This window comes from Vulgatibacter sp. (genome assembly GCF_041687135.1).
Classification (GTDB): Bacteria; Myxococcota; Myxococcia; order Myxococcales; family Vulgatibacteraceae; genus JAWLCN01.
The window spans coordinates 801,398-822,324 of the sequence record NZ_JAWLCN010000001.1; the positions used below are offsets into that span (position 1 = coordinate 801,398).

Below are 20,927 nucleotides of genomic sequence, written 5' to 3' on the forward strand. Positions count from 1 at the left end.
GCCCGGGAGCAGGAAGGGAGGCCGCGAGGCGTCGTCGGACCAACGTGTGTCCGCCGAACGACTTGTCAATGTCGCTTCGTTGCCGGGGCATTGGGGCCATGGTACGGCTCGGGATCTCCATGACCCACCGTTTTCCGCTGCTGGCCACGCTGGTGGTCGTCCATGCACTTCTGGCCCCGGTCGCCGCGGTCGCGGCGGAGCCTGCTGCCGAGGCTCCACCGGCGCAGCCTGCCGCTCCCACACCACCCGCACCGGAAGAGGACGTCGAGGCCCGGCTGGCCGCCCTCTGGAAGGAGGCGGACGCGCTCTACGCCGCCCGCCACCAGGCCGGGAATCTCGACCGCTCCGACGACGCCCTCGCCACCGCCGAGAAGCTGGCGGCGGGGCGCTACGAAACCCTCTGGCGCAAGAGCCGCAGCCTCTTCTGGCGCGGCGAGATCGCCTCGGAGGACGACGACCGAGAGCGCTTCGCGAAGCAGGGCTGGGACGTCGCCGAGGAGGCCTTGCAGGCAAAGCCGGGCGGCGCCGAGGGGCATTACTACGCCGCGATCAACGCCGGCACCTACGGGCAGGCCATCGGCATCCTCAAGGCGCTCACCCAGGGCGTGGAGGGGCCTTTCGTCGACCACCTGCGGGTCGCGATGAAGAAGGCGCCGAACCTCGACGATGGCGGGCCCGCCACGGCGATGGGGCGTTACCATTACGAGCTGCCGTGGCCGAAATACGATGGCGAGGAGTCGGAGCGCATCCTCCGCCAGGTGGTGGAGAAGCACCCGCGCAACCTGCGGGCGAAGCTCTACCTCGCCGAAACCTTGTTGAAAGAGGGCAATCCGCAGGAGAGCCTTGCTCTCCTCGAAGCGATCGAGGCGACGAAGGGCAGCGGGGACCCCGCGGAGACGCAGCTCGTGCGCAAGCGTGCGAAGCGGCTCGTGCCCAAAGTGAAGGACGAACTCGAGTGAGACCGATCCGCGTCGCATCACGGGATGCAGGCGCGATGGGGGCGAACGTGGTGACTGCCGAGGCAAAGAGCACGGGACTCGTGGTGAATCCTCCCTTTCCGATCCCCGCGAACCTGGTCCAGATGTTCCTCGATCAGGTGAAGCGGAATCCGGAGAGCACCGCGGCGGAATACAAGGCGGGCGGCAGCTGGCAGAAGATGAGCTGGCGCGCCATGGCCGAGCGGGTCCGGCGGATCGCCGACGGACTCGTCGCGCTGGGGCTGCAGTCCGGCGACCGGGTGGGCGTCCTCAGCTCGACGCGGGTGGAGTACCCGCTGGTCGATCTCGGGATCGTCGGGGCCTGCGGGATCTCGGTGGCCATCTACCACTCCAATACGCCGGCGGAGGTGCAGTACGTCGTCGAGGACAGCGGCCTCGCGGTGCTCTTCGCCGAGGACGAGACCCAGCTCGCCAAGCTTCGCCACGAGAAGGCGAAGATGCCGGCGTTGCGGAAGGTCATCCTCTTCACGGGCAGGCCCGGGCCGTCGGACGGCGATTGGGTGATGACGCTCGAGGAGCTCGAGCGGCAGGGGGAGAGCCACCGCCAGGCCGATCCCGAGGGCTTCGACCGCCGCGTCGCCGCCCTCGATCCGGAGCAGGCCGCCTGCTTCCTCTACACCTCCGGGACCACCGGCAACCCGAAGGGCGTGGTCCTCACCCACAAGAACTGGTGCTACGAGGCAGAGGCCGTCTCCCGCGTCGGCATCTTCCAGAACGACGACTCGATCCTCCTCTTCCTGCCCCTGGCCCACTCCTTCGCCAAGGTGATCGAGGCGGCCTGGTGGCACCTCGGCGCGACCATGGCCTTCGCCGAGGCGGTGGACAAGGTGGTGCAGAACGCCGGCGAGATCCGGCCGTCGCTCCTGCCCGCGGTGCCGCGGGTCTTCGAGAAGGTCTACAACACCGTCGTCGCCAACGGGACCTCGGCGCCGGGCGTGAAGGGCAAGCTCTTCCGCTGGGCGCTGGCCCACTTCGAGCGCTACGTCGAGGCCCGGCAGGCGGGGCGGAGCTACAACGGCGTCGGCTGGAGCCTCGCCCAGAAGCTCGTCTTCTCCAAGGTGGCGAAGACCCTGCGCGAGGAGCGGCTCGGCGGCAGGATCCGCGTCTTCGTCTCCGGCGGCGCGCCGCTCTCGAAGAAGATCGCCTACTTCTTCGACCTCCTCGGCTTCAAGGTCCTCGAGGGCTACGGCCTCACCGAGACCTCCGCCGCCACCTGCGTCAACCCGCCCCACCAGATCAAGATCGGCACCGTGGGGCCCGCGCTCCCCGGGACCGAGCTCAAGATCGCCGGGGACGGCGAGGTGCTCATCCGCGGCCCGGGCGTGATGAAGGGCTATTACAATCGGCCCGAGGCCACCGCCGAATCCCTCGATTCGGACGGCTGGTTCCACACCGGCGACATCGGCGAGCTCGACGCGGACGGCTACCTGCGGATCACCGACCGCAAGAAGGACATCATCGTCACCGCCGGCGGCAAGAACGTGGCGCCGCAGAACCTCGAGAACGCCCTCAAGACCGAGCCGCTGATCAGCCAGGTGATGGTCCACGGCGACAAGCGGAAATACCTCACCGCCCTGATCACCGTGCAGGAGGAGACGGCGAAGAAGATCGCCGCGGAGGCCGGGGTCTCCTTCACCTCCTACGCCGACCTCTCCCAGAAGCCGGTGATCCGCAACGCGGTGAAGGAGGCGGTGCAGCGCCTCAACGCGTCGCTCCCCTCCTACGAGTCGATCAAGGACTTCCGGATCCTCGAGCAGGACTTCGCCCAGGAGACCGGCGAGCTCACGCCCACGCTCAAGGTGAAGAGGAAGTACGCCACCCAGAAGTTCAAGGCGCTGCTCGACGCCATGTACGACGAGAAGGCGCACGACTAGTGGTCATCAACGCTGTCGGGACGCTCCCGCAGCCCGCGGCGCCGCGCACCCTCCGGTGGGCGGCGCTGCGCCGTTTCGGCCTGCCGCTTCTGCTCGCTTCGTGCGCGGGGCAGCAGCGGCCGCCGCCCGAGCCGCTGCCCAAAGGGGAGCTCGAACATTTCCACGGCTCGCGGGCAGCGGAGACGCTGGGCACCGAGGGCTGGATCGTGGTGGAGGAGCTCCGCCGGGATCTCGGGGCAGGGGACGAGGAGGAGGCGCTCGTGGTCGAGGGGCGGCTGCTCCAGGGGCCGGAGCCGGAGGAGCTGCGGCTCTCGACCTGGAGGCCGACGCCGGAGGGCTGGAGGCTGCTGGCGCGGAGCGAGGCGGTGCCGGGATCCTCGGTGGGTCTGCTCACAATCGCCAGCTGCGACGAGGAGCCGGTGCTGCTCTTCGCGGCCGTCGAGGAGGAGCCCGATCAGCGGCGCCACCGGCTCTACGTTTTCGAGGAGCTCCCCGAGCTGGAGAAGAGCCTCGGCGTGCAGCGCGACGTGGCGGCGGAGGGGGCGACGGGCTTCGAGGCCACCAAGGAGGGCTTCGGCTTCCGCACCGCCGAGGGGCTCGAGCGCTGGCGCTGCGACGACGGCGACTGGGTCGGTCCGACGCCCTGACGCCCGACTGCGTCAGGCGGGGAGCTCGCGGTCGAGCTCCTTGCGCCGGGCTTCCGGCTCCTGCACCTCGTCCGCTCCCTTCCCGTCGCTGGGGTAGGTGCGGATCCCGGGAGGCGGCAGGGGCCCGTGCTGCCCTTTCAGCTCCTGCCGCAGCTGCTGCACCAGGGCCTTGTTCCGCTCCATCTCCTCGGCGGTCTCGGGGAGCGGCTTCGTGTGCTTCCGGATCCGCTCCAGGGCCAGGCCCCCGAGGATCGCCGCCACGGTGAAGTTGAGGGCGCCGACCACCACGAAGCCCCAGGCCATGCCGAGCCAGCCGCCGAGGCCCAGCGCCAGCGCCACGTCGAGGAGCAGGAGCGCCGCGAAGGCGAAGGGCAGGGCGGTGGCCCCGAAGGCTGCGTCGAGGGCGTAGCGGCGCGCGTCCTCCCGGAGCTCGGCCTTGGCCAGATCCATATGATCGCGGACGAGGCGGGAGAGCGCGTCGGTGAGCCGCTTCACCTCGCGGCCGAGGGGCTGCCGTTCGCGATCGTCGGGGGCGGTGGTGCGCATCCTCGTCTCCTGGGTCGGCGGTCTGCCAAAGGTGGGTGGCGGGCGGCGATTCGGGGAGCGCCCTTTCGTGGGGGCTGCGGCGCAGGCGGGGGGCGGGAGCGGCTGCCGTGCCTGCGACGGCTGCCGGAGAGCGAGCGAAGACACTCCGGGTGGGGGGTTCACATAACCGCTGCCGCCCTGCCAACTACTCGCCTTGACGACCCGGAGGTGCGGGCATAGCATCGCCCGCCTTTTGGGGTAGTCGGTCTTCTTCCAGGGAGAAGGACCGACACCGTCGAGGAGAGGAGTTGGATATGAAGCGGTTTTTCAAGGGACAGGCGTTCGGGACGATGATCCTCGTCGCGACGCTCGCGCTGGGAGGGGGTCTCCTCGGCGCTGGCTGTGGTACGGACGATGACGACGAGAACGGCGCCGGCGGCGCCGGCGGTGTCGGTGGCACCGGTGGCACCGGTGCCACGGGTGGCACCGGCGGTACGGGTGGCACCGGCGGCACGGGTGGCACCGGCGGCACGGGTGGCACCGGCGGCACGGGCGGCACCCCTGCAGGGCCCCAGGAGTTCGACGAGTGCACGACGGTCGGCGAGACCTTCGGCAGCCTCGAGTGCACCGAGACCTTCAACGGCCTCATCTGGGTGACGCCTTGCGACACCAGCGCGGATTGCGGCAGCGACATCACCTTCTGCCTCGCGGCAGCCGGTGAGCCGTACTGCTGGTTCAACTTCTGCGACGAGGCCTCGATCTTCGGGCAGCAGGGCCTGATGAACGGCACCTACTTCAACCCCTGCGACTCCGAGAACGGCTTCATCGACGAGGAGCCGGGCGCCCCCGAGCCGACCGGCACCTGCGTGCCGCTCTCCGCCGGTGAGGGCGTGATCGGCATCTGCTTCGCCGCTGGCTCCTCGCCTGCCGGTGAGGATTGTCGTCCGGACGCGGACCGCCAGTCGGATGCGGCCTTCCGCTGCGCCGCCGGCTCGATCTGCCTCTCGAACGGCGCCGAGGCTGGTGCCTGCACCACCGACGACCAGTGCGACGACGGCTTCTACTGCGACGAGAGCGGTACCTGCTCGATCCTCGGCTTCTGCGGTGATCTCTGCAACTCCTCCACCGCCGCCGGCACCAGCCAGTACGGCGCCTGCGACATTGCCGAGGACACCTGCCTCGACATCACCTCGGGCGTGGACGAGACCACGGTTCCCGCGGACCTCGGCTACTGCTTCGCCGCCTGCGACCTCTTCGACGACACGGCCTGCGCCGCCGTCGAGGGCCAGGAGCGTTGGTGCCGTCCCTTCTTCACCGACACCACCCGGGCCGGCGCCAACGCCCTCGAGGGTGAGTGCCAGGACCAGGTCGCCACGCCCGTGGCGGTCGGTGACGAGTGCTCGCCGGAGTTCGACGGCGTCTCCGCCAACGCCTGCGTCGACGGCGCCCTCTGCCTCGACGACGACAACGACACCGCCACGCCGACCGTCTGCGTCGCCCTCTGCAACTGCACCGCCGGCTTCGACGCCGAGGGTGCCTGCACCGCCGCCACCACCGAGTGTGCGGACACCGAGGTCTGCGCCCAGGCCCTCGCGCGCAACGACCAGATCGGTCTCTGCGTGGTCCCGGCAGCGCAGTAAGTGCAGCAACACGGCCTGCCGGGGGGCGTGAGCTTCCCGGCGGCTCGAACGAGGCCCCTGTCGCGCTGCGGCAGGGGCCTCGCCCGTTGTGGCGCCGCGCGGGTCCGGGCGCCTGGCCGCCCGCCGGGCCCGCGGGCAGCTCCCCGGCCCGCTGCCGCCGGATTGTGCAGCGGGCGGCACATTGCCAACTTGGCGGGAGGAGGTGGCATGAGAGGTCGGCTCGCCGGGGCGTTGCTCGTCGCCGCGCCTGCGCTCGCTTCCGCGCAGGCCGAGACGGAGGTGGAGGCCCAGGCCCGGCCGGCGCCCAACATCGAGGTGCAGCTCTTCGGCGGCGTCGTCGGTTTTCCCGGGGAGGCGGCGGTCGATCCCGGCGCAGCCTATGGCGTCAGCGTCGGGCTGCGGCCGGGCAGCCTCCTCGGCGTGGAGCTCGGCTACCAGGGTGGCGCCTATACCGAGTCGGTGCCCGGCGAGGCGGAGCGGGTGGCCGCCCTGGAGAACGGGGCATACGGCCTGCTCAAGCTCCAGCCCGAGGCTGGACCGGTGGAGCCCTACCTCTTCTCCGGCATCGGCGTCGCCAGGATCAACGCCGTCGACGAGCCGATCGAGGACGGCGTCCTCCGGGACGACACCTTCGCGAAGGTGCCGGTAGGCGGCGGCGTCGACATCCGGGTGGAGACGTTCAGCGTCGGGGTGCGGGGGCTCTACGGCTTCGTCTTCGGGAACCGGGACGCGCTGCAGACCGACAGCGCCCGCGGCGGCGACCAGCTCCTCGGCACCGTGCACCTCGGCGCGCAGTTCTAAGCGTCGATCAGCCCCTGCCGGATCCCCTCCGCCACCGCCTCCACACGGTTGGTCACCTCGAGCTTCCCGTAGATGTGCTCGAGGTGGGTGCGCACCGTGGCGCGCGAGAGTCCGAGAACCTCCGCCGCCTCGCGGTTGGTGAGCCCCTTGCCGATGATCTGGAGGATCTCCGTCTCGCGGGGGGTGAGGGAGCTGCCGGGCTGCTGCACGACGTTGGGGCTGCCGAAGTGGCGCAGCAGCACCCGGGCGAGCGAGGGCTGGATCACCGTGCCGCCGGCGCAGACGTCCTGGATCCCCTCGACCACCCGCGGCAGCGCGGCGCCCTTGAGCAGGTAGCCCGCGGCCCCTGCGCGGATCGCGGCGAGGACCCGCTCCTCCTCCTCGAAGACGGTGAGGATCAACACCTCGGGCGGCGGGGCCAGGCGGCGCAGCCTGCGGGTCGTCTCGATCCCGTCGATCCCGGGCAGGCCGAGGTCGCAGAGCACGACCTGCGGCAGCGCTGGCGGCGCGAGGCGCAGCGCCTCCTCGCCGCTGCAGGCGGTGCCGACCAGCTCCACCGCAGGTGAGGTCTCGAGGAGCCGCACCTGCGCCGCCAGCACCGCGGGCTGGTCCTCGACCACGAATACCCGGATCCGCCGTTCCATTCGCATCCCCCTCTCAGCCGCTCGCACGGGCCGGCAGCTGCAGCTCGATGGTGGTGCCGCTCCCCGGCGCGGTGTGGATCTGCAGGGATCCGCCGCTGCCCCGCGCGCGCTCCCGCATGCCGGCGAGGCCGTAGTGGCCGGGGGGCGTCGCCGCGGGATCGAAGCCCACGCCGTCGTCCGTGATCCGCAGGCGCGCGCCCTCGGAACCGAGCTCGAGCCGCACCTCGATCGCCCTGGCGCTCGCGTGGCGGGCGGCGTTCTGGAGCGACTCCTGGAGCACGCGGAAGAGGGCGAGCTGTGCCTCCGGGGCGAGGCGCACGGGCGCCGCCGCAGCGGTGTTGCAGGCGACGGGCAGGCCCGTTCGCTCGGCGAAGCGCGTGCACAGCTCCTCCACCGCGCGGGTGGGATCGAAGTCGCCGCGGAGCAGCCGCACGCTGCGGCGCAGCTCCTCGATCGCCTCCTCCGCCGTGGTGCGCAGGCCGGAGACCTCGGCCCGGGCCGCGTCGTCGACCCGGGTGCCGGCGAGCTCCGCCTGGAGCACCAGGGTCGAGAGAGCGGCGCCGACGCCGTCGTGGATCTCCCGGGAGAGGCGGGCCCGCTCCTCGAGCACCGCCCGGGCCCTGCGGCTCTCCTCGAGGGCGGCGAGGACGCCGTGGGCCTCCTCGTCCCGCTGCTGCAGCCAGCGCAGGGCGGCTGCGGCGACCAGGGCGAGGGCGCCGTACCAGCCGAGGAGGAAGAGGTCGGTGGCTGCCAACGGCTCGGGGCGGTGGAGCCCCGCCGCCACGGGCAGGACGAGGAAGGCGGGGAGCAGGGCGGCGGGCCTGCGGAAGAGGAGGCCGAAGGCGGCGACCAGGGCGAGCTGCGTCCCCACCAGCGGGGAGAAGAGGCCGCCGCTGGCGAGGAGAAGGTGCGCGAGCACCGCCGCGTCGAGGCAGAGCGAGGCGAAGTGGGCCGGCGCCGCGAAGGGACCGGCGAGGAGGAGCCTGCTCGCGAACGTGCCGAGGGCGAGGCCGCCGAGGAGGAGCCAGGTCCCGTCGCCGTGGAGCCCGAGGCTGCCCGCCGCCCCGGGAACCAGCGCGATGGCGGCGAGGCCGGCGAGGAGGCCGGCGCGCACCGCAAAGAGCACCCTGCAGCCGCGCCGGAAGCGGACGAGGCGGTGCGCATCGAGCGCTGCGGGAGCGCTGCCCGGGGCTGCGAGCTGCAGGGACGCGGTGGGATGGGCCACGAAGGCCGAGCGTAGGAGGGCGCCTCTGCTGCGAGCAAGAGGCGCACATACGCCCTGTTCAATCCCGGTCGTTCAGGGGCAGGCCTTCGCGAGCTCCGGATGTTTCGCGATCACGTAGGGCAGCCGCTCCTTGCGCTCGCCGGTGCTCTCGTCGAAGAGCGGCGTGCCGCCGGTGTACATCGTGCCCTGGGGATCGCCGTATTCGTTGAGGCCGCGGGCCTGCAGCCACGCGTCCACGCAGGCCTCGCGGGAGGGGGCGGCCTGCGCCTCGCCGGCCGCACCGCCGGCGGCCTGCTCCTTCGTCCCGGCCTGGAGCTGCTGCTCCTGCGCCGCCGGCGCCTGGGCGCCGCCGTTCGTCGCCTCCTTGCTGCAGGCAGCCAGTGCCAGAACCACCAGAAGACTCCACTTCATCGCCGCTTCCTCCCGGGGCGCCTTGACCTGCCGGCGGCCCCCTCCGTAGAACCGCCGGACTACCACGTCCGCAGCGCCGGCCGTACGAGGAGATCGAAGTGGGCACCAGGGTGTTGGTCATCGGCGCCGGAGGCCTGGGCAGCTCGGTGCTGCCGCTGCTGGCGCAGGCGGGGGTGCCGCTCACCGTCCTCGACGACGACGTGGTCTCGCTGAGCAACCTGCAGCGGCAGCTCCTCTACCGCACGGAAGACGTGGGCAGGTCCAAGGCCGAAGCGGCGGCCGCGCGCCTCCGGGCGATGGTGCCCGGCGCCGACGTCGAGGCCCGCCTCGAGCGCCTGGCGCCGGAGAACGCCTTCGTGCTCGCACGGGACGCCCGCCTCGTCGTCGACGGCAGCGACAACTTCGCCACCCGCTTCCTCGCCAACGACGCCTGCGTCCTCGCGGGCACCAGCCTCGTCCACGGCGGCATCCTCCGCTTCACCGGCCAGGTGCTCACCGTGGTTCCGATGGCGGGCGGCTGCTACCGCTGCCTCTTCGAGGCGCCGCCGCCGGAAGGGAGCGTCCCCTCGTGCGCGGAGGCCGGGGTCCTCGGCGCCCTCTGCGGCGTCGTCGGCGCGTGGATGGCCGAGGCCGCCTTGCGGCTCCTGGCGGGCAAGGCGCCGGCGCAGGGGCTGCTCGTCTACGACGCCCTCGACGCCCGCGTGCGCCGGGTGGGCCTGGGGCGCGACCGCGCCTGCGCCGTCTGCGGCGACGCGCCCACGATCCGTGACCTCGATCCCGCCCACTACGCGGCGCCGGGCTGTGCAGCATGAGCGATACCCCCGCCATCTCCCGCGCCGTCGACATCCGCAGCCACGTCTGCCCGATGACCTGGGTCCGGGTGAAGCTCGCCCTCGAGCAGATCGGGGCAGGCGAGCACCTCGAGGTGCTCCTCCGCGGCGACGAGCCCCTGCGCAACATCCCGCGCAGCGCCGCCCTCGACGGCCACGTGGTCGTCTCGGCCGAGCCTGCAGGCGACGGCAGCCGCCTCGTGATCCGCAAGGGAGAGGTCTCGTGCTGACCGATGGGCAGATCGATCGCTACGCCCGGCACATCCTCCTCCGCGAGGTGGGCGGCAAGGGGCAGGAGCGGCTCCTCGCCGCGTCGGTCTCGATCACCGGACTCGCCGGCGCCGGCGGGTGGCTCGTCTCGTGGCTCGCCCTCGCCGGGGTGGGGCGGATCCTCGTCGCCGACGCGCGTCCCGTGGGCCCCGACGACGTGCTGCCGCTCCTCACCGCAGCCGACGTGGGCTCCCGCCGGGACGAGGCGATCGCCCGGGCGGTGCCGGCCTTCAACCCCGACGCCAGGGTCGAGCTCGCCGCTGGCGAGCCGGTCGATCTCCGCCTCGCAATCGGCCTGCCGCCGGGAGGCGACGCGGGGACGAGCCTCTGGCTCCACGTCGCCGGCGACGAGGTGCTGATCTGCCCCCCGGGCGAGCGGCTCTGCGGCGCATGTGCAGCGGCGCTCCGGGGGGACCCGCCCACCGCCACCGCCGCGGCGCTGGCAGGCTCGGTCGCTGGCGCAGAGGCCCTGCTCCATCTCCTCGGCAGGAGCGCCGGGAGGCGCGCCCTCCATTTCCGGGCGGGCGAGCCCTTCCGCTGCCCCCACGGCTGACACCCGTGCGCGAGGCCCTCGCCGCTGCTGCGGCCCATCTCTGCGCCACCTGGCCCCTCGAGGGCTGTGGAGCGGTGGTCCGCGCGCCAGGGGGCGCCTGCCATTTCGTCGCCATCCCCAACGTGGCGCGCACGCCCGAAGTGGCCTTCGCCTTCGAGCCCCGGGCGCAGCTGGAGCTCTTCCGCAACACCGCCGCCGGCGCGGTGGAGCTGGTGGCGCTGGTCCACAGCCACGTGGGGGCGCCTGCCGATTTTTCCGAGGAAGATCGGGCGGCTGCGACCACGGTTGACGGTCGCCCCCTCCACCCCGGCCTCGAGCATTGGGTCCTCGCCGTCTACGGCCCGCCGCCTGCCGTCGTCGAGGCGCGGGCTTTCACGTGGCGTGTCGATGGCTGGAGCGAGCGGCCCCTCGTCCCCCCGCCTGCTGCCGGGGCGCCAAGTTGTGCACGGCCGGCAAACCGACTATAAAAGTAGACTTTTCAAGGGCCTGGTGTCTGCTCCGCCCCGAACGGGGAGGGCGCGAGGACGGGGGGACCGACCTCACGTGGCCCGGGAAAAGCGAACACTCGCCGTGCGGCGGCTGGCCGCACCCCTCGTAGTCGCGTCGGAGGACACATGGAGATGCAGCCGGGATTCACCCTCTGGTTGACCGGGATGAGCGGTGCGGGAAAGAGCACCCTGGCCCGCTACATCGCTTCGCGGCTGCCCCTGATCGGGCGGCGCGTCGAGCTGCTCGATGGACCGGAGGTCGAGGCGCTCTTCCCGGAGGTGCCCCGCGCCTCCGCGAAGGAGCAGCTCGAGCACAGCACCAGGAGCCTCGGTTGGGCGGCGAAGCTGCTCACCCGCAATGGCGTCATCGCGATCGTCACCTCGCTCAGCCCCTACAAGGAGTCGCGGGAAGAGGTGCGCAAGGCGATCGGCCGCTTCGTCGAGGTCGAGGTCAATGCCCCCTGGGAGCAGCTGGTGGAGCGCGACCACCGCGGCTTCTACAAGCGGGGTACCGCCGGCGAAATCACCGACATCATCGGCTACCACGAGCCGTACGAGACCAACACCAACCCCGAGATCAAGGTCGACACGGGGACCACCACCGACGAGGAGAAGCTGGGCGCCCACGTCTTCGAGCGGCTCTTCTCCCACGGCTTCCTCAGCAGGAAGGAGCGGGACGTGCTGATCAACGGCGGCACCCTCGACTTCGACGACGAGGACGAGGCCGAGGTGGAGCAGGACGCCGAGGAGGCGCGCGCCGAGCTGATCGAGCGCCGGGTGGCGGCGGAGGCTGCTGCCCGCGCCGCTGCTGCGGGCGAGGCGAAGTCGGGGGCGAAGGCGGTGAAGCCGGCGAAGGCAGCGAAGGTGGCCAGGGCGAAGGCGGCCCCGGTCGCTGCGCCTGCACCGGAAGCGAAGGCGCCGAAGGCCGCCAGGCAGGCGGTTGCAAAGGCCGCCGCGCCGGCGAAGCCCGCTGCACCTGCGAAGGCCGTTGCCGCGGTGAAGGGCGAGAAGCCGGCGAAGGCCCAGAAGGCCGCCGCGGTGAAGACAGCGCCCGTGAAGAAGGCTGCCCCGGCTCCGGCGCCCGCGCCGGCGAAGAAGCCCGTGAAGGCCGCAGCGCCCGTGAAGGCGGCGAAGCCTGCGAAGGCGGCGCCTCCCGCCAGGACGGCGAAGCCGACCAGGGCCGCAGCACCCGCGAAGGCTGCGAAGCCGGCGAAGGTCCCCGTTGCCCCGGCGAAGGTCGCGCGGCAGGCGAAGGCCGCCAAGGTGGCCAGGCCTGCAGCCCGGGCCGCGTCGAAGCCCGCTGCGAAGACCGCAGCGAAGGCAGGCCGTACCCGCCGCTAGGCAGGACGCGCCGTGTCGCACCCGATGTGCCGCCGCCCGGATCGCCGGTCGGCGGCACTGCCGTTTCCGGACACGCGTGGACGATTCCCCGCGGCGCTGCTACATCCACCCGGCACGGCGCCCGACGCGCCAGCGGATGGACAGTGATGCAGCGCACCGACCTCGAATCCCTCGCCGAAGCCAGCCGCCCCAAGCTCGAGCGCATGCGCGCCCTCGTGCGGGAGCAGGGCAGCGCGCTGGTCGCCTTCTCCGGCGGCGTCGACTCGACCTTCGTCCTGAAAATCGCCCTCGAGCAGCTCGGCGCGAAGGCCGTGGCCCTCACCGCGATCTCGCCCTCGGTGGCGCCGCGGGAGCGCGAAGCGGCGGAGGCCATCGCCCGCCAGCTCGGCGCCGAGCACGTCCTCGTCGACTCCTCCGAGCTCGACGACCCCTCCTACGCAGCCAACCCGACCAACCGCTGCTATTTCTGCAAGAGCGAGCTCTACGACCTCTGCCGCGAAGTGGCGGATCAGCGCGGGATCCACACCGTCCTCGACGGCTTCAACGCCGACGACGCCGGCGATCACCGCCCCGGCCGCCAGGCAGGCCAGGAGCGCCGCGTCCTCTCGCCGCTCCTCGAGGCCGGCCTGAACAAGGCCGAGATCCGCGCCCTCTCCCACGCCCTGGGCCTGCCCACCTGGGACAAGCCGCAGCTCGCCTGCCTCGCCTCCCGGATCCCCTACGGCACCGCCGTCACCGCCGAGCGCCTCGGCAAGGTGGCCCTCGCCGAGGAGGCGATGCAGGACCTCGGCCTGAAGATCTTTCGGGTCCGCTACCACGACGACGTGGCCCGCCTCGAGATCGGCGAGGAGGAGCTGCCGCTGGTCCTCGCCGACACGGCGCTGCGCGCGACGCTGGTGCAGCGGATCAAGGCGGCGGGCTTCCGCTTCGTCGCCCTCGACCTCGAGCCCTTCCGCTCCGGCCGCATGAACGACGGCATCGTCCGCAGGGCAGGGGCGCTGCCGGTGATCGGCTGATCGAGGCTTCCGCAAAAGGCGCGGCGCCGTTATGGTCCGCCGCCGTGAGATGCACCAGCACCGCCAGCCTCGCTGCAGCAGCCCTCCTCCTCGCGCCGTCCGCTGCAGGCGCGGCGGAGTTCGAGTGGCGCCTCGATCACCGCAACCAGCCCTCGGTCCTGGGCGCCGTGCTCTTCGAGCAGCTGATCACCACCGCCGGTGACGAGTCGGAGGAGGGGAGCGATCCCGGCGCGGTGGCGGACCTCGCCCTCGGCCTGCCGGTGAACGAGGAGGGCGGCGAGGTCTTCCTCGGTCTGCGCCTCGGTACCGGCGCCGGGGAGCGCCGCCTCGTGGCGCCCCACCTCTTCTACCGCGCCTACGCCGGCGAGGAGGCGTGGAAGACCTTCTTCGACGCGGGCCTGCTCCTGCGCATCGAGCCGCTGCTCGTCGGCGCTGCCCGCCTCGGTTTCGGCCTGCAATACGACCTGCACGAGAACTGGGGCGCCTACCTCGCCACCGGCGCCTCCCTCGGCTACGGCGACGCGCTGCAGGTGGGCATCGACGTCGGTGCCGGCCTGCAGTTCCGCTTCGGCACGGCAGGTTGATCGGGCGCGCGCTCCGTCCGGTTTTCCACGGCTGCTTTTTTTGACCAGCCCCTGCCGGGCGGCTTCAATTCCCCGCGGGTGGGACACGGACCCACCGCACGGAGGAAAGCATGTCGCTCGACACGTCCGATTCGCAGCGCCTCACCTCGATGCTCATCCGCCTGCCGCCGCCGCTGGCCGACGCGCTCCGCGACCTCTCCCGGCAGACGCGGGTGCGGCAGAGCGAGTACCTGCGCGAGGCCGTGCGCGATCTGCTGGCGAAATATGGCCAGGAGGACGGCGAGCAGCTCCAGCGCCGCGCCAGCTAAGCGGCAGGGCGGAAGGGGTCGTCCTTCGGGGCGTAGAGGATCTCCTCGAGCATCAGCCCCCGCCCCGGCGACCGCGGCCCGCGCCACCTGTCACCCTTCGCCGCGAGGAGCGGCTCGAGGACGCCCTCCTCGAGCTTCCCGAGTCCGGCGGTGAGCGTGAGGCCGACCATGTTGCGGACCTGGTGGCGCAGGAACCCCGGCGAGCGGAAGACGAATTCGTAGCGGGCCCCGCCTGCTGCGCGCTCGGTGGTCTCCAGCGTCGCCCGCAGCAGCAGCCGCCGCGTCTTCCCCGACGTGCGCGGGTGGGCGAGCAGCTTGAAATCGTGCCAGCCCTCGAGCGCAGCGAGCACCGCGCGCATCGGCGCCTCGTCGAGCCGCTCCACCGACTCCACGTCGGGAAAGCCCCGCAGATCCGGCAGCGTCCAGGTGAAACGCTGCTCCCAGGCGGTGGGCGAGGGCCCCGTCGTCACCCGGTAGCGATAGACCTTGGCCTGTGCGGAGAAGCGGGCGTGGAAGGACCACGGCGCCTCCAGGGCCTGTCGGATTGCCAGCCCCCGCGGCAGGTGGCGGGCGAGCAGCGCCGGCAGCGCCGCAGCGTCGACGATCTCGCGGGTCCGGAAGGTGATCACCTGGCCCCTGGCGTGGACCCCCGCGTCGGTGCGGCCGCCACCCTCGATGCCCACCGGCAGGCCGATCGCCGCGAGCGCGGTCTCCACCGATTCCTGCACGGTCTGCAGGGGCGCCTGCTTCTGGAAGCCGGCGAAAGCGGCGCCGTCGTACGAGACGAGGAGCGCGTAGCAGTGCTTGTGCGTCACGGGCGCACCGTACCCCGGCAGGGCGGCGCATGCTATGGTCGCGAGCTCGACAATGACCCATCCCAACGCAGCAGCACCAGCAGGCGACTGGCTCTTCCAGCACGACGGCATGCTCTACGGGCCGGTGCCGGGCCAGCTCCTCTTCGACAAGATCGAGAGCGGCACCATCGGCCCCGACACCCCGGTCGCCCGGGACGGCGAGCCCTTCCGCCGCATCGGCGACGAGCCCGCCTTCGCGGTGCAGGTCGCCCGTGCCGCTGCCCGGATCCGGGTGGAGACCCAGGCCCGCGAGCAGGCCCGGCGCCGGAAGCGCCGCCGCATCGCCTGGCTCGCCTCGATGGCCGTGGCCGCCCTCCTCCTCGCCGGCGGGGCCGTCCGCCTCGTCCTCTGGGCCGAGGGGGCGGGGCTCTTCGCCCCGGACGAGGAGGCCCTCGCGGCCCTGCAGATCCAGGTCTCCCTGCCGACGTTCCGGGTGGAGCCGGTCGGGGCCGCGGCGCAGGAGGAGCTCCTCGACTACCTCGAGCCGGAAGGGGAGGCCGCCGGCGGGAAGAGCGGCGCCCGCGCCGCAGCCGGCAAGCGGCGCACCGGGCGGCAGGGCGCAACGGCCACCGTCGCAGCTCCCGAGCGGGACGGCCTCGTGGTCGAAGCCAGCTACGACCAGGCGGCGATCCAGACCGTGCTCGCCAGGGAGCAGCGCACCCTCTACCCCTGCCTCCAGGAGCAGGCCCGCAACGAGCCCTCCTTCCGGGGGGAGGTCCCCCTCTCCTTCACCATCGACAACGCGGGGCGGGTGGGGCGGATCTGGATCGACCGGGCCGGCGTCGAAAACGGGCCTCTTTTCAGGTGCTTCCAGAAAAAGATGGCGGCGTGGCGCTTCCCCGGGTTCCGCGGCGAACGCCCCTCGATCAGCCTCTCCTTCCGCGTCGGATCCTGACCGGCCGGGCTTTCCTGCCCCCAGTGTCGGAGGCTCCTGTTATTCTCCGCGCCGTTCGACAGCCAACCGTCGAGCGGGCGTGGGGCCCGCCGGTGGCTTCGGGGAGGTGGCGGCGATGGCCGGTGGCGCAGCAGCAGAGAAGATGATGGACGCAATCCCCGCCGGGAGCTTCCGGGCGGACGTCCTCGAGAGCGCCCGGCGCTTCAAGGCCTCCTGGCTCGATCTCGCCAGGCACCTCGTCCGGGTGAGGGGCGAGGGGATCTGGCAGGAGTGGGGCTACGCCACCTTCGAGGCCTATTGCGCCCGCGAGCTGCGGATCAAGAAGGCCACCGCCCAGAAGCTGGTCCAGAGCTACGGCTTCCTCGAGAAGCACGAGCCCGAGGTCCTCGAGGACGAGGACCGCGCCCGCAAGACGCCGTCCTTCGAGGTGATCGAGGTCCTCTCCAAGGCGGAGGAGCGCGGCCAGCTCGACGACCAGACCTACCGCGAGGTCCGGGAGAAGCTCTGGGAGCAGCCCGTGGCCCCTGCCGAGATCAAGCGGGAGCTGGCCAAGCGCTTCCCGGAGCCCGAGCCCGAGGAGCCGCCGGTGGACCTCACCGTGAAGCGCCTCGCGGCGCAGGCCCGCAAGCTCGCCCGCGATCTGTCCGGTTGCGGGAAGATCCCCCGGGCGGTGGCGGAGCGCGCCGCTGCCCTGGCGGAAGACGTCGAGGAGTTGTGCCGCTAGGCCCCCGAGGGGGTCCTCGCCCTCCCGGAAGGGGATGGCCGGGGCCTCGTCCGGTCGGGTGGCATCGCGAAGGCGTGCACTGGTCGACGGCACTGCGCCACAGGCAGGCGGACCTGCCCGGGACGTTGGCGGGTACCGACCCTATATTTTCGGCAGGGGCGTCCGCTACGCCGTTCGGGCGAATATCGGCGACGAGTTCCCTGTAGTAGGATTCTGAGCGAGAGGTCTGCCGTGCCTCATGCACGGCCAGAGCCTCCGGAGGCGCAAGTGAGCCGGAACCGCGAGCACCACCACGGGAACCTGTCCTGCTCCTTCTGCGGGAAGTCGCAGCGGGAGGTCCGTAAGCTGATCGCCGGGCCGACCGTCTACATCTGCGATGAGTGCATCAAGCTGTGCAACGACATCATCGCGGAGGAGAACGAGCGGGAGGAGGGCCGGCCGCAGGTCACCCTTCCGACGCCGGCGGAGATCAAGACCTTCCTCGACGACTACGTGATCGGCCAGGACTTCGCGAAGAAGGTCCTCTCGGTCGCGGTCTACAACCACTACAAGCGGATCCACTCCCGCAAGGGCGGGAAGAGCCGTCCCGGCAGGCCGGACGACGGGGTGGAGCTGCAGAAGAGCAACATCCTGCTCATCGGGCCCACGGGCTCGGGCAAGACGCTCCTCGCGCAGTCGCTGGCCCGCTTCCTCAACGTCCCCTTCACCATCGCCGATGCCACCAGCCTCACCGAGGCGGGCTATGTGGGTGAGGACGTCGAGAACATCATCCAGAACCTCCTCCACAACGCCGACTACGACGTGGAGAAGGCCGCCCGCGGCATCGTCTACATCGACGAGATCGACAAGATCTCGCGCAAGGGCGACGGCCCCTCGATGACCCGCGACGTCGGTGGCGAGGGTGTGCAGCAGGCCCTGCTCAAGATCATCGAGGGCACCCGCGCCAACGTCACGCCCCGCGGCGGCAAGAAATACAACCAGCAGGAGTACATCCAGGTCGACACCTCGAACATCCTCTTCATCGTCGGCGGTGCGTTCACCGGGCTGGAGCACAACATCCGGCACCGCATCGGCGTGAAGGGGCTGGGCTTCGGCGCAGAGGTCGCCGGCAAGCGCGCGGAGGATCACTCGCTGGGCGAGCTCCTCACCCACGTGACGCCGGAGGATCTGGTGAAGTTCGGGATGATCCCGGAGTTCGTCGGCCGCCTGCCGATCGTGGCGACGCTCATGGATCTCAACGAGGACGACCTCGTCACCATCCTCACCCAGCCGAAGAACGCGCTGACCAAGCAGTACCAGAAGCTCTTCGAGCTGGAGAAGGTGAAGCTCACCTTCGCCAAGGACGCGCTCCGGGCCATCGCCCGGGAGGCGATGAACCGCCACGCCGGCGCCCGCGGTCTCCGCTCCATCATGGAGAACGCGATGCTCGACATCATGTACGAGGTCCCCTACCGGGACGGTGTGAAGGAGTGCAAGATCACCGAGGGCGTGATCACGCGCGGCGAGCAGCCGGTGCTCTCCTTCGAGCGGGAGAAGAAGACGGCCTGAGCCTTCCCGGCCCGTGCCTGCAGGTCGACGCCGCCGCTTCCTCCGGGAGACGGCGGCGTCGTCGTTTCGGCGCAGCGCTGCCGTGCCTCGTTGCAGAATTGTGAACTTGGTTGCTACAGGGCGGAACGCCCGGTTTTCCACCGGTTGCGCCGTCCGCTCAATTGCAGCTGTGTGATATCGCCGCTAGACTCGCACCGTTTCCAGACCTCGACAGCCCGCTCCTCTCGGGCGGCGGTTTCGGGGGTGGGGGGAGCCGAGATGTCGCAGCCGGTTTCTGCGCCCGATGCACCGCGGATCCTCATCGTCGACGACGATGCGGCGGTCCGCGACGTCATCTCCGTGCTCCTGATGGAGGAGGGGTACGACTCCATCACGGCGATCGACGCGGACGGCGCCCTCGACGCGGTGGCGGCGGAGGATACCCACCTCGTCATCTCCGATCTGAAGATGCCGGGCCGCGACGGGATGTGGCTCCTCGACCAGCTGCGCAAGGACCACCCGGACACCGCGGTGATCATGCTCACCGGCTTCGGGGACACCGAGAACGCGGTGGAGTGCCTGCGCCGCGGCGCCGTCGACTACCTGCTCAAGCCGCCCAAGGTCACCGACCTCATCCGTGCCATCGAGCGGGCGCTGGCGAGGCGCCGGGTGGAGGTGGCCCGCAAGCGCTACCAGCGCACGCTGGAGCGGCGGGTGCTGGAGAAGACCTCGGAGCTCACCTCCGCCCTGCGCGAGGTCGAGAACGCCTACACCAACACGCTCTACGCCCTGGTCTCCGCCCTCGACGCACGCGAGCACGAGACCTCCGATCACTCGCAGCGGGTGGTTCGCTACACCACCGCCATCGCCCGGATCCTCGGGGTGGCCGAGCCGGAGCTCGGCGAGATGGCGCGGGGCGCGCTCCTCCACGACATCGGCAAGATCGGCGTGCCCGACGCGATCCTGCTCAAGCCGGGTCCCTTGAACTCCACCGAGTGGGAGGAGATGCGGCGCCACCCGGACATCGGCTTCCAGATCCTCCGCAGCATCCCCTTCCTCCGGCAGCCGGCGGAGGTGGTGCTCAGCCACCAGGAGCGCTTCGACGGCCGCGGCTACCCGCGGGGCCTGAAGGGCGAGGAGATCCCGCTGGGCGCGCGGATCTTCGCGGTGGCGGACACCCTCGACGCGATGACCTCCGACCGTCCCTACCGGCAGGGCACCACCTTCGCCGCGGCGCGGGCGGAGATCGTGCGCTGCGCCGGCACGCAATTCGATCCGCAGGTGGTGCGGGCCTTCGAGGAGCTCAGCGACGCCGACCTCGCCGAGCTGCGCAAGCGCCCCTCCGATCCGAAGCAGGGCTGGGGGCAGGTGCCGGTGGGGCAGGTGGGGCAGCTCGCCTCCGCCGTGGCCAACGCCGCAGCCGCTGCAGGGATGCCGGTGGTGGGGCTCGGCCTCGACCGCCGCGAGCGGGACCGCTCGAGCGAGCGGGTGGTGCTCACCAGCAACGGTTGAAACGAGCCCGGAGGTGAAGACGCCCGCAGCCCGGCCTCGAAGGCTGCGGCGCGGGCGTCTCGTTTTTTGCGGCGCTTCAGTGCGCGAAGCGGCGGGGCGAGAAGGGCAGGAGCGCTTCCGGCTCCCTGCCGGAGAGCACCGTCTCGGCGACGAGGCGGGCGGTCTCCGGCATGAGGAGGATGCCGTTGCGGTAGTGGCCGCTGGCGAGGAAGAGCCCCTGCGCCGCGGTGGCGCCGATGAGCGGCAGGCCGTCTGCCGGCGCCGGGCGCAGGCCCGACCAGCTCTCCACCAGCTCGGCGCCGGCGAGGGACGGTGCGGTGGCGAGCGCGTTCGTCAGGATCGAAGCGACGCCGCCTGCGGTCACCCGCTTGTCGAAGCCGACGTGCTCCATGGTCGAGCCGGTGAGCACGGTGCCGTCGCCCCGGGGCACCAGGTAGCCGCGGGGCGTGAAGACGATCCGCCGCAGGCCGAGGCCGCGCAGGGCGAGCTTGAGCATCTGGCCCCGGACCGGCTTCACCGCGTCGTGGGGCAGGCCGATCCCCTCCACGAGCGAGGTCCAGGCGCCGGCTGCCACCACCACCGCGCCGGCACGCACGGTCTCGCCGTCGAGCTCCACGCCGACCGCCCTGCCGTCCTCCACGAGCACCTTGCGCACCAGCGCCGCGCGGAAGGTGGCGCCGGCGCGTTGCGCCGCAAGGGGCAGTGCCTGCACCAGCTGCCGGGGATCGATCTGGGTCTCCTTCGGGAAGTGGAGCCCCATCGCCACCTCGCTGGCGAGGTCGGGCTCGAGGCGCCGCACCTCTTCGCCTGCGAGCTCCTCCACCTCGAGGCCGATCCGCCGCTGCCACGCCATCTTTTCGGCGAGGGGGCCGAGGTCGTCGCCGGCGAGGGCCACCTTGAGCAGGCCGCAGTGCCGGTAGCCCACGTCGATGCCGGTGCTCTCCCGCAGCTCCGCGGCGAGGGCGCCGTACGCCTCGCGGGAGGCGAGGCAGAGCCGGAAGAGCGGGCCGTCCGCCTCGCCCTCGATCTGGGCGCCGAGGATCCCGCCGGCGGCGCTCGAGGCCTCCGCCCCGGGGACGGCCTTCTCCAGCACGAGGACCCGCTGTCCCGCCTGGGAGAGCCGGAGCGCAATCGCGCTGCCCATCACGCCGCCGCCGATCACCACGCTGTCGTAGATCATGGCCGGCTCTCTAGGCCCGGGTGGGGTGGCTGTCAACCGGACCGCGTGCGGTCCATCGGGCAGCCTGCCGATGGACGGGC

At 71.8% G+C, this 20,927-nt stretch carries 23 protein-coding genes; 17 read left to right on the plus strand and 6 right to left on the minus strand.

Annotated features, from left to right (window positions below; all coding sequences use genetic code 11):
• The first annotated feature begins 119 nt into the window (after positions 1-119).
• From ACESMR_RS03650 to ACESMR_RS03660, 3 genes are all read left to right on the plus strand, one after another.
• Positions 120-959: a tetratricopeptide repeat protein gene (locus tag ACESMR_RS03650; protein ID WP_373045125.1), complete on the plus strand. Its 840-nt coding sequence runs from the start codon at positions 120-122 to the stop codon at positions 957-959.
• A 122-nt stretch (positions 960-1,081) separates the two neighbouring features.
• Positions 1,082-2,872: an AMP-dependent synthetase/ligase gene (locus tag ACESMR_RS03655; protein WP_373045224.1), complete on the plus strand. Its 1,791-nt coding sequence runs from the start codon at positions 1,082-1,084 to the stop codon at positions 2,870-2,872.
• A complete protein-coding gene (locus ACESMR_RS03660) occupies positions 2,872-3,519 on the plus strand; it encodes a hypothetical protein (protein WP_373045127.1) in 648 nt (215 codons plus the stop codon). The genes ACESMR_RS03655 and ACESMR_RS03660 overlap by 1 nt, the downstream gene beginning before the upstream one ends.
• Before the next feature lie 12 nt (positions 3,520-3,531).
• Here the strand turns inward: ACESMR_RS03660 and ACESMR_RS03665 are convergent, their stop codons facing one another.
• Positions 3,532-4,065: a phage holin family protein gene (locus tag ACESMR_RS03665; RefSeq protein WP_373045128.1), complete on the minus strand. Its 534-nt coding sequence runs from the start codon at positions 4,063-4,065 to the stop codon at positions 3,532-3,534.
• Positions 4,066-4,358: 293 nt separating this feature from the next.
• Here ACESMR_RS03665 and ACESMR_RS03670 point away from each other — a divergent pair, with 293 nt between their 5' ends.
• Entirely contained in the window at positions 4,359-5,684 is a 1,326-nt protein-coding gene (locus ACESMR_RS03670) for a hypothetical protein (protein ID WP_373045130.1), read from the plus strand.
• Between the two features lie 207 nt (positions 5,685-5,891).
• Positions 5,892-6,485 carry a hypothetical protein gene (locus tag ACESMR_RS03675; RefSeq protein WP_373045131.1) on the plus strand — a complete coding sequence of 198 codons (594 nt, stop codon included), beginning with the start codon at positions 5,892-5,894 and terminating at the stop codon, positions 6,483-6,485.
• On the opposite strand, the gene ACESMR_RS03680 is transcribed toward ACESMR_RS03675, so the two are convergent.
• The 3 genes from ACESMR_RS03680 to ACESMR_RS03690 all read right to left on the minus strand — a co-directional run bounded on the left by ACESMR_RS03680 (position 6,482) and on the right by ACESMR_RS03690 (position 8,765).
• A complete protein-coding gene (locus ACESMR_RS03680; RefSeq protein ID WP_373045133.1) occupies positions 6,482-7,129 on the minus strand; it encodes a response regulator in 648 nt (215 codons plus the stop codon). The genes ACESMR_RS03675 and ACESMR_RS03680 overlap by 4 nt on opposite strands.
• Before the next feature lie 13 nt (positions 7,130-7,142).
• A complete protein-coding gene (locus ACESMR_RS03685) occupies positions 7,143-8,354 on the minus strand; it encodes a sensor histidine kinase (RefSeq protein ID WP_373045134.1) in 1,212 nt (403 codons plus the stop codon).
• A 72-nt stretch (positions 8,355-8,426) separates the two neighbouring features.
• A complete protein-coding gene (locus ACESMR_RS03690) occupies positions 8,427-8,765 on the minus strand; it encodes a hypothetical protein (protein ID WP_373045135.1) in 339 nt (112 codons plus the stop codon).
• Positions 8,766-8,863: 98 nt separating this feature from the next.
• Here ACESMR_RS03690 and ACESMR_RS03695 point away from each other — a divergent pair, with 98 nt between their 5' ends.
• From ACESMR_RS03695 to ACESMR_RS03730, 8 genes are all read left to right on the plus strand, one after another.
• Positions 8,864-9,577 (plus strand): HesA/MoeB/ThiF family protein, encoded by a 714-nt coding sequence (locus tag ACESMR_RS03695; protein ID WP_373045137.1) that lies wholly within the window; start codon positions 8,864-8,866, stop codon positions 9,575-9,577.
• Positions 9,574-9,825 (plus strand): sulfurtransferase TusA family protein, encoded by a 252-nt coding sequence (locus ACESMR_RS03700; protein WP_373045138.1) that lies wholly within the window; start codon positions 9,574-9,576, stop codon positions 9,823-9,825. Before ACESMR_RS03695 ends, ACESMR_RS03700 begins: the two co-directional genes overlap by 4 nt.
• Complete coding sequence (locus ACESMR_RS03705; protein ID WP_373045140.1) at positions 9,819-10,418, plus strand: HesA/MoeB/ThiF family protein; 600 nt, start codon at positions 9,819-9,821, stop codon at positions 10,416-10,418. Before ACESMR_RS03700 ends, ACESMR_RS03705 begins: the two co-directional genes overlap by 7 nt.
• Before the next feature lie 5 nt (positions 10,419-10,423).
• Positions 10,424-10,885: a Mov34/MPN/PAD-1 family protein gene (locus ACESMR_RS03710; protein ID WP_373045141.1), complete on the plus strand. Its 462-nt coding sequence runs from the start codon at positions 10,424-10,426 to the stop codon at positions 10,883-10,885.
• A gap of 147 nt (positions 10,886-11,032) precedes the next feature.
• Positions 11,033-12,247, plus strand: coding sequence for an adenylyl-sulfate kinase (locus ACESMR_RS03715; RefSeq protein WP_373045142.1), 1,215 nt, complete (start codon positions 11,033-11,035; stop codon positions 12,245-12,247).
• 146 nt (positions 12,248-12,393) lie between these two features.
• Positions 12,394-13,263: an ATP-dependent sacrificial sulfur transferase LarE gene (gene larE, locus ACESMR_RS03720; RefSeq protein WP_373045144.1), complete on the plus strand. Its 870-nt coding sequence runs from the start codon at positions 12,394-12,396 to the stop codon at positions 13,261-13,263.
• A gap of 44 nt (positions 13,264-13,307) precedes the next feature.
• On the plus strand, positions 13,308-13,847 hold the full coding sequence (locus tag ACESMR_RS03725; RefSeq protein ID WP_373045145.1) for a hypothetical protein: 540 nt from the start codon (positions 13,308-13,310) through the stop codon (positions 13,845-13,847).
• 110 nt (positions 13,848-13,957) lie between these two features.
• A complete protein-coding gene (locus ACESMR_RS03730) occupies positions 13,958-14,155 on the plus strand; it encodes a ribbon-helix-helix domain-containing protein (protein WP_373045146.1) in 198 nt (65 codons plus the stop codon).
• Here ACESMR_RS03730 and ACESMR_RS03735 read toward each other — a convergent pair.
• The gene (locus ACESMR_RS03735) at positions 14,152-14,970 is read right to left on the minus strand and encodes a tRNA pseudouridine synthase A (RefSeq protein ID WP_373045148.1); all 819 of its coding nucleotides are present in this window, start codon (positions 14,968-14,970) and stop codon (positions 14,152-14,154) included. The genes ACESMR_RS03730 and ACESMR_RS03735 overlap by 4 nt on opposite strands.
• Positions 14,971-15,022: 52 nt before the next feature.
• Here ACESMR_RS03735 and ACESMR_RS03740 point away from each other — a divergent pair, with 52 nt between their 5' ends.
• The 4 genes from ACESMR_RS03740 (at position 15,023) to ACESMR_RS03755 (ending at position 19,667) form a co-directional block, all read left to right on the plus strand.
• The gene (locus ACESMR_RS03740; RefSeq protein WP_373045149.1) at positions 15,023-15,904 is read left to right on the plus strand and encodes an AgmX/PglI C-terminal domain-containing protein; all 882 of its coding nucleotides are present in this window, start codon (positions 15,023-15,025) and stop codon (positions 15,902-15,904) included.
• A gap of 115 nt (positions 15,905-16,019) precedes the next feature.
• A complete protein-coding gene (locus tag ACESMR_RS03745) occupies positions 16,020-16,628 on the plus strand; it encodes a hypothetical protein (protein ID WP_373045151.1) in 609 nt (202 codons plus the stop codon).
• Between the two features lie 267 nt (positions 16,629-16,895).
• Positions 16,896-18,176 (plus strand): ATP-dependent Clp protease ATP-binding subunit ClpX, encoded by a 1,281-nt coding sequence (gene clpX / locus ACESMR_RS03750; protein ID WP_373045152.1) that lies wholly within the window; start codon positions 16,896-16,898, stop codon positions 18,174-18,176.
• Between the two features lie 258 nt (positions 18,177-18,434).
• On the plus strand, positions 18,435-19,667 hold the full coding sequence (locus ACESMR_RS03755; protein ID WP_373045153.1) for an HD domain-containing phosphohydrolase: 1,233 nt from the start codon (positions 18,435-18,437) through the stop codon (positions 19,665-19,667).
• A 76-nt stretch (positions 19,668-19,743) separates the two neighbouring features.
• Here ACESMR_RS03755 and thiO read toward each other — a convergent pair whose 3' ends face one another.
• Entirely contained in the window at positions 19,744-20,847 is a 1,104-nt protein-coding gene (gene thiO, locus ACESMR_RS03760) for a glycine oxidase ThiO (RefSeq protein WP_373045154.1), read from the minus strand.
• Between the last annotated feature and the right edge of the window lie 80 nt (positions 20,848-20,927).

What these genes read in the sequence shown, in the direction of transcription:
- ACESMR_RS03675 (WP_373045131.1), top strand. Translation starts at nt 5,892, where the DNA reads ATGAGAGGTCGGCTCGCCGGGGCGTTGCTCGTCGCCGCGCCTGCGCTC.
- ACESMR_RS03680 (WP_373045133.1), bottom strand. Translation starts at nt 7,129, where the DNA reads ATGGAACGGCGGATCCGGGTATTCGTGGTCGAGGACCAGCCCGCGGTG.
- ACESMR_RS03690 (WP_373045135.1), bottom strand. Translation starts at nt 8,765, where the DNA reads ATGAAGTGGAGTCTTCTGGTGGTTCTGGCACTGGCTGCCTGCAGCAAG.
- ACESMR_RS03700 (WP_373045138.1), top strand. Translation starts at nt 9,574, where the DNA reads ATGAGCGATACCCCCGCCATCTCCCGCGCCGTCGACATCCGCAGCCAC.
- ACESMR_RS03745 (WP_373045151.1), top strand. Translation starts at nt 16,020, where the DNA reads ATGGCCGGTGGCGCAGCAGCAGAGAAGATGATGGACGCAATCCCCGCC.
- ACESMR_RS03670 (WP_373045130.1), top strand. Translation starts at nt 4,359, where the DNA reads ATGAAGCGGTTTTTCAAGGGACAGGCGTTCGGGACGATGATCCTCGTC.
- ACESMR_RS03755 (WP_373045153.1), top strand. Translation starts at nt 18,435, where the DNA reads ATGTCGCAGCCGGTTTCTGCGCCCGATGCACCGCGGATCCTCATCGTC.
- ACESMR_RS03665 (WP_373045128.1), bottom strand. Translation starts at nt 4,065, where the DNA reads ATGCGCACCACCGCCCCCGACGATCGCGAACGGCAGCCCCTCGGCCGC.
- larE (WP_373045144.1), top strand. Translation starts at nt 12,394, where the DNA reads ATGCAGCGCACCGACCTCGAATCCCTCGCCGAAGCCAGCCGCCCCAAG.
- ACESMR_RS03715 (WP_373045142.1), top strand. Translation starts at nt 11,033, where the DNA reads ATGGAGATGCAGCCGGGATTCACCCTCTGGTTGACCGGGATGAGCGGT.
- thiO (WP_373045154.1), bottom strand. Translation starts at nt 20,847, where the DNA reads ATGATCTACGACAGCGTGGTGATCGGCGGCGGCGTGATGGGCAGCGCG.
- ACESMR_RS03650 (WP_373045125.1), top strand. Translation starts at nt 120, where the DNA reads ATGACCCACCGTTTTCCGCTGCTGGCCACGCTGGTGGTCGTCCATGCA.
- ACESMR_RS03730 (WP_373045146.1), top strand. Translation starts at nt 13,958, where the DNA reads ATGTCGCTCGACACGTCCGATTCGCAGCGCCTCACCTCGATGCTCATC.
- ACESMR_RS03655 (WP_373045224.1), top strand. Translation starts at nt 1,082, where the DNA reads ATGTTCCTCGATCAGGTGAAGCGGAATCCGGAGAGCACCGCGGCGGAA.
- ACESMR_RS03740 (WP_373045149.1), top strand. Translation starts at nt 15,023, where the DNA reads ATGACCCATCCCAACGCAGCAGCACCAGCAGGCGACTGGCTCTTCCAG.